9 protein-coding genes are annotated in these 11,759 nt (G+C 46.1%); 3 read left to right on the top strand and 6 right to left on the bottom strand.

Going from position 1 to position 11,759, the window contains the following annotated elements:
• Positions 1-28 precede the first annotated feature (28 nt).
• From QQL60_RS09475 to QQL60_RS09485, 3 genes are all read left to right on the top strand, one after another.
• Positions 29-1,501: an ATP-binding protein gene (locus QQL60_RS09475; RefSeq protein WP_284723165.1), complete on the top strand. Its 1,473-nt coding sequence runs from the start codon at positions 29-31 to the stop codon at positions 1,499-1,501.
• A gap of 138 nt (positions 1,502-1,639) precedes the next feature.
• A complete protein-coding gene (locus QQL60_RS09480) occupies positions 1,640-4,732 on the top strand; it encodes a type I restriction endonuclease subunit R (protein ID WP_284723166.1) in 3,093 nt (1,030 codons plus the stop codon).
• Positions 4,732-5,445: a M48 family metallopeptidase gene (locus tag QQL60_RS09485; RefSeq protein ID WP_284723167.1), complete on the top strand. Its 714-nt coding sequence runs from the start codon at positions 4,732-4,734 to the stop codon at positions 5,443-5,445. Before QQL60_RS09480 ends, QQL60_RS09485 begins: the two co-directional genes overlap by 1 nt.
• Before the next feature lie 188 nt (positions 5,446-5,633).
• Here the strand turns inward: QQL60_RS09485 and QQL60_RS09490 are convergent, their stop codons facing one another.
• The 6 genes from QQL60_RS09490 to QQL60_RS09515 all read right to left on the bottom strand — a co-directional run bounded on the left by QQL60_RS09490 (position 5,634) and on the right by QQL60_RS09515 (position 11,720).
• Positions 5,634-6,320 (bottom strand): hypothetical protein, encoded by a 687-nt coding sequence (locus tag QQL60_RS09490; protein ID WP_284723168.1) that lies wholly within the window; start codon positions 6,318-6,320, stop codon positions 5,634-5,636.
• Positions 6,321-6,788: 468 nt separating this feature from the next.
• Positions 6,789-9,197: a TOTE conflict system archaeo-eukaryotic primase domain-containing protein gene (locus tag QQL60_RS09495; protein WP_284723169.1), complete on the bottom strand. Its 2,409-nt coding sequence runs from the start codon at positions 9,195-9,197 to the stop codon at positions 6,789-6,791.
• Between the two features lie 25 nt (positions 9,198-9,222).
• Positions 9,223-9,594, bottom strand: a complete 372-nt coding sequence (locus QQL60_RS09500) for a helix-turn-helix domain-containing protein (protein WP_000354813.1) — start codon at positions 9,592-9,594, stop codon at positions 9,223-9,225.
• A 31-nt stretch (positions 9,595-9,625) separates the two neighbouring features.
• A complete protein-coding gene (locus QQL60_RS09505; protein ID WP_001926661.1) occupies positions 9,626-9,928 on the bottom strand; it encodes a type II toxin-antitoxin system HigB family toxin in 303 nt (100 codons plus the stop codon).
• Positions 9,929-10,123: 195 nt separating this feature from the next.
• Positions 10,124-10,462 (bottom strand): hypothetical protein, encoded by a 339-nt coding sequence (locus QQL60_RS09510; RefSeq protein ID WP_284723170.1) that lies wholly within the window; start codon positions 10,460-10,462, stop codon positions 10,124-10,126.
• A 1-nt stretch (position 10,463) separates the two neighbouring features.
• Positions 10,464-11,720 carry a tyrosine-type recombinase/integrase gene (locus tag QQL60_RS09515; RefSeq protein ID WP_284723171.1) on the bottom strand — a complete coding sequence of 419 codons (1,257 nt, stop codon included), beginning with the start codon at positions 11,718-11,720 and terminating at the stop codon, positions 10,464-10,466.
• Between the last annotated feature and the right edge of the window lie 39 nt (positions 11,721-11,759).

Here is an 11,759-nt window from a genome sequence, read left to right on the forward strand (position 1 = left end):
GCAAAGCTTAGCGTACTTGGAGATTACCATGCCCGTTGATATGACATCGCAACAGTTGCAGGGGTTATTAAAAGAGCTCTGTTCATTGCCTACCGAGACAGAATGGGTTGAGTTTAAACGCAATGCCGATGTTGAAAAAATCGGTGAATATATATCGGCGTTGTCCAATTCGGCTGCATTGATTGGCAAACAAAGTGCTTACATGGTGTTTGGTGTCGATGATGATTCCCATCAAGTAGTTGGTACAACGTTTAAACCATCACAGCAAAAACATAAACAACAAGAAATTGAAAACTGGTTATTGCAAAAGTTGCAGCCAAAAATCCACTTTCGCTTTTATGAGTTTCTGGCGGGTGAACTCGAAGAATTGGCCGTGGTGATCTTAGAAATACAGCCAGCCACGCACAATCCTGTTCAATTTGACGGTGTTGAGTTTATTCGCAGTGGTTCTTATAAGAAAAAACTCAAAGAGTTTCCGGAAAAAGAGCGAGCCTTATGGCGAGCCTTTGATAAAACGCCTTTTGAGCAACAACTAGCCGCAAGCAATATCTCATCCGAAGAAGTATTGAGGCTGCTTGAGTACCCAGCCTATTTTGATTTAACCGGGTTCCCCTTGCCTGACAACCGCAGTGGGATTTTGGAAGCGTTAAAAGCCGATAAGTTGATTCAGCCTTCCGTAGGCGGGCAATGGAATATTACAAATCTTGGTGCGATCTTATTCGCAAAGAAGCTGCAAAACTTTGCTCATCTAAGCCGCAAGGCTGTCCGTTTAATTCAGTATAAAGGCAATAGCCGAATTGAAACTGTTCGGGAAATTGAAGGCAATAAAGGGTATGCGGTTGGCTTTGAGGGGCTGATTGATTACTTAAAAACGTTATTGCCGTCAAATGAGGAAATAGGAAAAGCGTTTCGCAAAGAAGTGCCAATGTACCCTGAATTAGCGATTCGTGAGCTAGTGGCTAACGCCATTATACATCAGGATTTTTCTTTAACCGGTACTGGCCCCTTGATTGAAGTCTTTGAGGCTCGAATGGAAATCGTTAACCCGGGGACTCCTTTGGTTGCGACGGAGCGATTTTTAGACTCACCGCCACAAAGTCGTAACGAGGCGCTGGCTTCTTTTATGCGGCGGGTAAACATTTGTGAAGAGCGTGGTTCGGGTATTGATAAGGTCGTTTCGCAAACGGAGTTCTATCAACTGCCTGCGCCGATATTTGAGATGACTCAAAACCATACTCGATCGGTGCTCTTTGGCCATAAAGAGTTTGCTGAAATGGACAAAGAGGATCGCATTCGTGCGTGCTATCTGCATTGCTGTTTAAGACATGTGAACCGTGAGCATATGAACAATGCTTCTCTACGTGAACGCTTTGGTATCGAACAAAAGAATCAAGCTCAGGTAAGTCGAGTGATAAAAGACACCGTGAACGCAGGGTTGATCAGAGCCTATGACCCAGACGCTGGAACGAAAGCTATGCGTTATGTGCCTTGTTGGGCGTAATTTGCTTGATCGTTGCTTGACTGAGTGGTGCTGAATCTAACTGGTTTGGTAGTAATTTATTGATTTAAATGGATAAAATTTGCTTGATCGTTGCTTGATTGGCAAGGGGAACAAGCTTCGAATTGATTAGAGGTTAGGATGAGTAACGTTGGTCAGCGTGAGCGCGCTACCCAAAATCGTATCGTTCAGTTTTTTCAAACTGACTTAGGCTATCGCTATTTAGGCGATTGGCAGGATCGCGCTAATAATAAAAATATTGAAGTGGATATCCTCGTTGATTGGTTAAAAAAGCGTGGTGTCAGCGAGGCGTTGATCAATCGTGCTATTCGCCAATTGGATACGGCAGCAGCGCTGGGCGAAGGTAAAAAGCTCTATTACGCCAACAAAGAGGTTTATCGCTTGCTGCGTTACGGCGTGAAAGACAAAGAAGGTGCTGGCCATCTTAATGAAACTGTGTGGCTGATTGACTGGAAAAACCCAGAAGCAAACGATTTTGCCATTGCCGAAGAAGTCTCTATCAAGGGCGAGAATAAAAAACGTCCAGATATTGTGTTGTATGTCAATGGTATCGCGCTTGGTGTGATTGAGCTAAAACGCTCTTCGGTGTCTGTCTCTGAAGGTATTCGCCAGAACCTCGATAATCAGAAGAAAGATTTTATTCGTAACTTTTTTACAAGCATGCAATTGGTGATGGCGGGTAACGACACGCAAGGACTGCGTTACGGCACCATTGAAACGCCTGAAAAACACTACCTTGAGTGGAAGGAAGACATTGCCAATCCTTATGTGCATAAGCTCGACTTCCACCTGAGCCGCGTGTGTAACAAAGCGCGCTTGCTACAAATCATCCATGATTTTTTTGTTTTCGATGCGGGTATAAAAAAGACCTGTCGCCACAATCAATTCTTTGGTATTGAAGCGGCAAAACGCCATATCGCAAGGCGAGAAGGCGGCATTATTTGGCACACGCAAGGTTCTGGTAAAAGCCTCACTATGGTATGGCTGGCCAAATGGATACGTGAAAATGTCAAAGACGCCCGTGTATTGATCGTGACTGATCGTACCGAGCTGGATGAGCAGATTGAAAAAGTATTCACCGGTGTTGAGGAAGATATTTATCGCACCAAAAGCGGTGCCGATTTGGTGGCGACGCTCAACCAGCCCAACCCTTGGTTGGTGTGCTCTTTAGTCCATAAATTTGGTCGGCAGTCTGATTCGGAAAACGATACCGCGACGGATGAGTTTATTGCCGAGTTAAAGAAATCGCTACCATCGGACTTTAAAGCCAAAGGCGATTTGTTTGTGTTTGTGGACGAGTGTCACCGTACTCAATCGGGCAAGTTGCACGAAGCGATGAAGTCCATCCTGCCAGAAGCCATGTTTGTCGGCTTCACCGGCACCCCCTTGATGAAGAAAGACAAGAAAAAGTCGGTTGAGGTATTTGGCCCTTACATTCACACCTATAAGTTTGATGAAGCTGTGGCCGATGGCGTTGTGCTCGATTTACGCTACGAAGCACGAGACATCGACCAAAACGTCACTTCGCAGAAAAAGGTCGATGAATGGTTTGAAGCCAAAACTCGCGGCTTATCTCGATTAGCGAAAACCCAGTTGAAACAGAAATGGGGCACCATGCAAAAGGTGCTGTCCAGTAAATCGCGTTTGCAGCAGATTGTGAATGATATTTTGCTGGATATGGACACTAAGCCACGCCTGATGGATGGTTATGGCAATGCGATGTTGGTTTGCTCCAGCGTCTATCAGGCTTGTAAAGCCTATGAAATGTTCAGCCAAACAGATTTAGCCGGTAAGGTGGCTATTGTCACCAGTTTTCAGCCGACTGCTGCAAGCATTAAAGGGGAAGAAACCGGTGAAGGTTTAACGGAAAAGCTCTTTAAATACGATATTTACCGCAAAATGCTTGCGGATTACTTCGAGCAACCGGAAGACAAGGCTGCAAACCGGGTTGAAGAGTTTGAAAAAGAAGTTAAAAAGCAATTTATTGATGAACCAGGACAAATGCGTTTGCTCATCGTGGTCGATAAATTGCTGACTGGCTTTGACGCCCCTTCGGCTACCTATTTGTATATCGACAAACAGATGGCTGATCACAATCTGTTTCAGGCCATTTGCCGCGTGAACCGCTTGGATGGCGATGATAAAGAATACGGTTACATCATTGATTACAAAGATCTGTTCCGCTCGTTGGATAAAGCGATTTCTGATTATACTCAAGGCGCATTTGATGGTTATGACAAGGAAGACGTTGCAGGGCTGCTGAAAGATCGTTTAGAGCAAGCTAAGCTCGATTTGGATAATGCGCTGGAAATGGTGCGCGCCTTGTGTGAGCCGGTAAAAGCGCCACGCAATACGGAAGACTACATTTATTATTTTTGTGGTAAGTCAGGTCTGAACCAAGACGAGCTCACCGAGAAAGAAGCACTGCGTTTAACGCTTTATCAGAACGTTGCCAAACTGCTGCGTGCGTTCGCCAATATCGCCAATGAAATGCCTGATGCAGGCTATTGCGCGCAAGATGTAGACTTGATAAGAGCTGAAGTGGCTCATTTTGAAAAAGTCCGTGACGAAGTAAAACTGGCCAGTGGCGATTTGGTAGAAATGAAACGCTTTGAGCCTGCGATGCGCCATTTGTTAGATATGTATATTCGTGCGGATGACAGCGAAGTACTGATGGATTTCGAAGAGCTGGGGCTTATTGAGCTCATTGTCGAAAAAGGCGCTGATGCCGTGGAGGCTTTGCCTGAGAGTATTCGCAAGAATCAGGAAGCCATGGCCGAAACCATCGAAAATAACGTGCGTAAAACCATCGTTGATGAAAACCCGGTTAACCCTAAGTATTACGAGCAAATGTCGGTGTTATTGGATGAGCTGATTGAGCTTCGTCGCCAAAAAGCGATTGAATATCAAGAGTATCTGGAAAAAATCCGCGAGCTATCTCGTAAGGTTATACGTCCGGAGCAGACAGCGGCTAACTATCCGCCATCGATGGACTCTAATCCAAAACGCGCGTTTTACGATAATTTTGGTCAAGATGAATTGCTGGCTACCAAAATAGATAGTGCCATTCGTTATACCAAAAAAGCGGATTGGGTGGGAGATCGATTTAAGGAGCGAGAAATTGCCAATGCGGTGCGAGAAGAAACGACGGGGTATGAGGTGGATATTCAGGGTGTAATGGAATTGGCAAAAGCGCAAAAAGAGTACCATTGATGCCTAAGGTAGAAATTGGTTCTATTGCGATGCAGTTAAATCGTAAGGCAATTAAAAACCTTCATATCAGCGTGTTGCCACCTGATGGGCGTGTGCGTGTTTCTGCTCCTGAATCTATGACAGAAACCGCAATCCGTATGGCAGTGATCAGCCGCATTCCTTGGATCAAGAAACAGCAGAGTGATTTTGCCAAACAACCTCGCCAATCTGATCGAGCAATGGTTAGCGGTGAATGTCATTACCTGTGGGGCAGGCGTTACCGTCTGAATCTTATTGAGCGTTCCGGAAAGCATGAAATCAAGCTAGGTCGTGGTCGATTGCATTTATATGTCAATCTCGCAACAACGCTTGAGAACAAGGCGCTGGTACTGAGCTCATATTATCGAGATGCGCTTAAAGCGCGAATCGCTGAGTTATTGCCTGTTTGGGAAGATAAGATCGGCGTTACAGCTGCCGATTGGGGAATCAAAAAGATGAAAACCAAGTGGGGCAGCTGCAACACGCAGGCCAGGCGTATTTGGCTGAATTTAGAACTTGCTAAAAAGCCACCGGAGTGTTTGGAGTACATCCTAGTGCATGAATTGGTGCACTTGCTTGAGCGTAATCACAATGAACGCTTCAAGGGGTATATGGACAAGCTACTTCCCGATTGGCGAGAGCGCCGTGATTTGTTAAACCGAATGCCTTTAGCACATAATAATTGGATTTACTAAGGTTTGGTTTTGTTTAATGCAGGTGAACTGGGGTATTAACGGATATTACTGACCATTTCGTGGTTCTACACGAGATGGTACGAATATATGGCCACTTAGCATTGTTAATATTAAAATCGCACCAACAACACCCCTCCCGCTACCCGTTAGATCAGCGCCCTGTGAGGGGTTACTCTTTTTTCAGGCTTCTAATTTTTGGTACCGTAATGAGTTACGGCACCAAAATTCGCTTTAATCCAAACATCATTCTCCGGCCCACAAAGATGGTGTAGCAGCGCTAGGTTGATCTGGTGGCTGATCACGTTGCCGTTTCGTTTTTGGCTCTCTTTTCTCAAACCTCTCAGTAATAACCCTGTGCATGAATTTCCTATTTGCTCCGGCGAACTGGGCAGGCAAAAGGCGCGGTTTTGCTGTTTGGGGTGCAAGGTAGCGCGCTTTGCTGTTTTAGACAAAGGCGAAATGCACCAAAAGATACAGGCGTTGGCGGGCGTGTTTGCTTGCAATGTGTTGGTTTGACTTGTGTCATTCCTGTCTGTCGGTAATAAATGTGCCGGTAACAAAACTAGCCCGCCTTGCGCGTGGCCATCAACCTCAGGTAAAGGCAACCAATACAGGTTTGGCCATTGCTCGGGGCTTTGCCACTTTTCCACGATCACTTGTGCGCCAATGCTGTTCAGCCATTGGTGAATCGGGCAGCCAGGGTGTGCTTGTTTAACGCGAGGCAGTTGATGTATCAGCCAGCGGGTTAAACGTTCGGCTGCATTCTCGCACTGGCTTAGTGCTGGGTAGAGGGTAAACGCGCCATGCCCAACTAGTAAAGCGACCACCTGTTGTATCCATTCTCTATTCCAATCGTTGCCACTTGCCCATAACACGTCACTTATCACCTTGTTGGTTTTTCATGCCGTCTATTTTCAGTCGTCGGATGCAGACTCAGTGGTGAAATAGATGAAAGAAATGGCCATCAAACTAACCAGTCAAAACGGTTTTTTTGATGACCTGTGCGTGGCTAATTGTTTGATATACATAGTCCAATACAGTGCTGTTTGGCGGCATTTGGCTAGTGCAAAAAAATCGAGACGCCAAACGATCGTTTGCATTCTGGGTTTAAAAAATCAAACGGTTTGTACTTTGGAGTCGAGGTTGGTTTAGGGCGAAAAAAGTGCCAAACCTTGCTTTGAGCCAGTATTGGCAAAGCCTACCAGCGTTGGATTTCAATCGAGAAGCCAAACAGTAAATGGGTTAATTTCCCTGTTTGGCGTTTCGATCCAAAAGCCAAACGGATAGTGGTTTTGGCGTAAGGGGGTAAAGGCATGGGGAAGTGTTTAACGAAGTGCTGCTTGCTAATTTGACTTGGTATTTGATGAAGAGGCGTTTTCCAACTTCAGTGAAGGTTGCTTGTTACTGTTGCCATCAATGTAATCAAGGGCATACCCCATTGCCTTGTAGCTTTTCTCGCGTTTTTTAAACATGCGTTGCAGCATAGGGAGGGCGCAGTCTACATAGTCGTGAATGGTGACTTGTGTTTTGCCTTCCGATTCACGATGAATACGACCAGCATATTGGGCCAATGTACCTTTCCATGCGATGGGCATGGCCAAAAACAACGTATCAAGTCTTGGCAGGTCAAATCCTTCGCCTACATATTTTCCTGTTGCGACGACGACTTGAGCCGATTGCAGATGATTGCCAGCGTTCTTGCGTTCGGCAGCTTTCATGGCGCCTTTTAGTACGACAGTGCTTATACCCATCTCTGTAAGTCGTGAGTGTATGTACTCTGCGTGCTCTCTACGCTCTGTAAGGACTAACGGGTGTCCGCCATTTTGAACACACTCGTAGGCGTCTGAGACGATTTTTGACGTGCGCTGTTCGTTATCGACGAGCCAGCGGTAGGCATCGCTTATTTTTGGGCGCTCATCTGTTTTTATTAGCTCAGCTGGCGGTATATCGTAGAGCTGATGAATCATCACGATTTGAGTAAATTGCTCATCAGGGCTTTGTTTCACTTTGTAGCGAATGGGCCCTGCCGCCATAAAAATGATCTTTTGATGACCATCTTGTCGCTCAGGTGTTGCTGTTAGGCCCAACACATATTTTGATCTTACTTCGTTGAGTACCATTTCAAACCTTGGTGCAGATAGGTGGTGGCATTCGTCAACAAGAATGTGGCCATAGTCTTGGATGAGAGGCGTGATGGAGTTGTCTTTTTTATTGACCAAGCTTTGGTAGGTGGCTATGTCGATAATGCCACTCGGCTTTCTTTTACCTCCGCCTATACTGCCAATGGTTACTTCGGGTAGGAACGTGCGTAAGCGCTCTTGCCATTGTTCGAGTAGTTGTCGGCTATGAACCAGTATTAGGGTATTTACCTTGCGTTTTACGATCATACCAATGGCTGTAACCGTTTTTCCAAATGCGGTGGGCGCATGCAAAATACCAAAGTCGTGTTTAGATATTGCGGCCACTGCGTCACGCTGGTTCTTTCGCAAAGTGAACTCGGGGCTAAGTTTCAATAATGGTTTGCCGGTTTCACGCTTATCGACAAATAGTGGAGAAAGATTATGTTCTTGTAGCAAAGCAATCGCGTCATCGAGACAGCCTCGCGGTAGTGCGAGATAACCATTTTCGATACGAGCACAGGAAATAAACCTTGGAATATCATGGGTTGAAAAGCGCAACGCTTGTGTTTTAAAAAACACAGGATTAGAAAAACTCGCTAATCGCTTTAGTCCTGCCAGTAGTGGCCCAGGTAACTCGTTCATCAAAAAGTAGATGTGGTTGGCCAAGGTAATGGTCACGTTTTTCGGCAAAGACTCTAATTTTATTGGTGCGGCTTTGGCCGTGATTTCCCAAGGAGGGCGGTTGTCTGTTAGCCCTTGTTCGGACAGCAATAGGGTATTGGGTGAAATGGTTGTTATGAGTTGATCAATACTCGACTGAGTGAGCGTTTTAAGCCCAGCAAGGTACTGCCATTGATCATCGATGGCATTCAGATCACTGTCAACAAAGCAACTACGGCCTGAAAGGCGAGCCTCCTTTTGAAGTGGTAGCGCAATGAGATTGCCAAACCCGCCTTCAGGAAGTACATCTTGGTTAGGAAAGAGCCTGTCATAGGAGTCAAACGATAGATTTGGAAATATTTCCATGGCTTTATCAAGCAAAGCGAAACCCAGTGCCCGAGCTTGGTTCGCCGGGATATTGGTTTCAAAAAAGATCCATAAGTGCGCCCCGTTGCCAGAACGCGAGATTTCTATCGCGTGGGGAATATCAAACGCTTGGCACGCTTTAGACATTGCTTTGACTTCTTCTTGCCAACAGCCTTTGTCAAAATCGGCTGCCAACAAATAGCACGTATTATCTTTCAGTAAGGGATACAGTCCCACCACTTGATGACCGGCAAGGTGCCTGTAAATAATGCGCTCGTTTAGTTCGCTAAACTTTCGGTGTGAACAGTCTTGGCATTTAATGCGGGGTTTGTTGCAAACCCCGTTTACCCATTCATTATCACAGGCTACGGAGTAGCCACTTCGGCCCTGTTGGTTTTGCCAACGATTGGCAAAGATATCCTCTCGTCCACGAAATCGTTGTCTGAACAGGGCGACCTTTTGTGCTGGCGTGAATGTCTGTACTGAACGCTCGTTTTGAGCGCTACGCAAAGTCTCTCTTAATGCGAGAAGCTGCTGCTTTTCATTTTCAAGCTCAGCTAGCCTGTTATCAATAGCAGAAATGTTTGGGTAGCGAGCATCATTCATAACAAACTAATTTTGATTCGAAGCACTATGAAGCGCGAACTTGCGGCGGCTTGATCAGCGACTCTGCTGGAATACCTAGCCCTTCATGAAGTTTCCAAATCATTTTTAGCGTGAGTGATCGCTTATGGTTTAGGATTTCATAAACACGATTGCTTTTACCTATCATGGGTTCAAGATCTTTAACCGTTAAGCCTTTGCGCTCCATCTCAAACTTTATTGCCTCAACAGGGTCTGGCAAATCCATTGGAAAATGCTTTGCTTCGTAGGCCTCGACTAACGTAACCAAAATGTCCAGCTTTTCGCCTTCAATGGTATCTGGCTCCGCCATCATTAGGTTTTCGATGTCGTTTAATGCCGCGCGGTAGTCGGCATCTGTTTTAATAGGTCTGATGTCCATTATATTTACCTCTTGTTACTACCTTTTGGCTTCAAATCGTTTGCACATCAATTTTATCGTATTGTGCATGGCTGCCGATAAACCGTATGTAAACCACCTTGTAGGCATAATTGATCCAAACGACTAATCGGTATTTATTACCGGCAATGTTAAACACGACACGCCCATCTTTGAGGATGCTGGCATTTCTAAAGTCCTGTTTCACATCCGCCGGTGATCCCCAATCAGCGTTTAATGCATGCCTATACCACGCTAACGTTGGCTCTTTCGCGTCAATGTATTCTGGGCTGTCTTCCCAAAATGTTTTTAAGGTTGATAGTGCGATAATTCTCATAAACAGATGTTAGTCCCATATTGGGACTTTTGCAAGTTTGGCATTTTTGATGCGGTTAGGAGTTCTTATAGCATCCCCGATTGCCCCATTCCTTGGGGCGGTTCAAACTCCTCTTATTCACCTTCTAAAGCTTGTGGTATCAAGTGTTGCCCCATTGTCCCAAATGCCCACAGTAAGTGAGCAAATGGGGGCTTGCTAATTTCGCCTGATTGGCTTTTTTGGCATACGGCTGCGTTTGCCATCGAAGAACGCCAATACTCTGAACCAATAGAGGGATTCTTCATAACCTAGGCTATACGTTGGGCGTGCAGGCGGTATGAGTCCTAGTTTACGTCCTAGGCTGACAATCACGTAGAACGTGAGTTTTAGCGTCAGCCACGGGGCGAGAACCACCAATGTCGTCAGGCAATATCGGGTAAGTGTGTAGCCTGCGCCATGAGATTGCTCGAGTAAAACAATGCCAATACACCAGCCAAGGCCTGCCAGCATGGCTATTGGAAAGGTAATGGGGGCGAGTCGCATCATCAGTTGCATGTTAACGCCCTCTCGTGTTGTGCTGTGAAGCGGGCTCAAAGTTCACCAGCGGTTCAACCACATCAGCCACGGTTTGATGGGCAATACGGCGCTCTTCAAAGTAATCGTGGCGGTCGTAGATGCCCTCAACGCCTTTTAGCTTATGGTTAAGACAGCGTTCGGCCACGTTGCCTGCAATGCCTAAAGAGGCGGCAAGGCTGCGAAAGGTGCGGCGCAAATCGTGTACGGTGAAGTGTTCAAGTTTGCCCATTTTATTGGGTGGCTGCTTTTTGCGCCCAGGCTCGCGACCAAAGAGTTTAGAAATGGCACGGTTTAGCGTATCTGGCCCCATATGTGGACGATGGCTTGCTCGTCTGGCAGGGAAAACATAAGGCGAGCCACAAGCGCGGATTTGCAGCTCGTTAAACCAGACAATGGCTTGGCGTGGTAAGGGAATGCTTATCGGCACGCCAGTTTTACTTCGTTCCTTGGGTAGGTCCCACACGCCCGTGGTTAAATCCATTTCACGCCACATGGCTTCGCATAGTTCGCTTTTGCGCACGCCCAACACCAAAAACAGGCAGCAAGCGAGGTAGTTATCGCGGCCAAAGCTATTGATATGGGTATGGAACACACTGAAGGCGTAGTGAATTTCCTCTTTGCTGAGCATCCTGTCTTTACTGGACTCCACGCCACCGGCATCGTCCACGGTAAATGCAGCGGCTGGGTTGTTCAGGGTTAAGTCGAGCTTTATCGCATGTCGAAACAGCTGCTTCATGTACATCAAGGTATCGTTGGCGATGGTAGGGCGGTTACTTTCTCGAATGCGCTCTAATACTTCGCGCACATGTGTTGGCCGCACTGCTTGGATAGGGAGTTGACCAATCACGGGGGCAATCTCTTTGGTAAAAACACGTTTGGGTATATTTGGATGTTTTAACCGGCGACTTAAGTCTTTGGCATACCAGTCTTGAAACAGCTGACTGACATTTTGGATCTCTGGGATGGTTTCAATAGCACGGATTGCTAATGGGTCTTCACCTTGCTGAAGTTGTAGCTGCATTTTAGATGATTCAAGTCGAGCCTCTGCTAAGGTCATGCTTGGATATTGACCGAGCGTGGCTTCTCGTCGTCCGTTTAGGCTGGTATACCTTAGCATCCAATACGGCATGCCAGATTTTCTTACGCAAAAATATAGGCCATTCCCATCACTGTATTTTTTGTTTGCTGTTGCGGTGCGAGCATAAGACTGCACCTGAGTTGCGGTTAGTTTTGCCATCGTTTGTTACTCTATATTCCTAAGAAATCGTTAAAATTT

The organism is Methylophaga thalassica, assembly GCF_030159795.1.
Lineage (GTDB): Bacteria > Pseudomonadota > Gammaproteobacteria > Nitrosococcales > Methylophagaceae > Methylophaga > Methylophaga thalassica.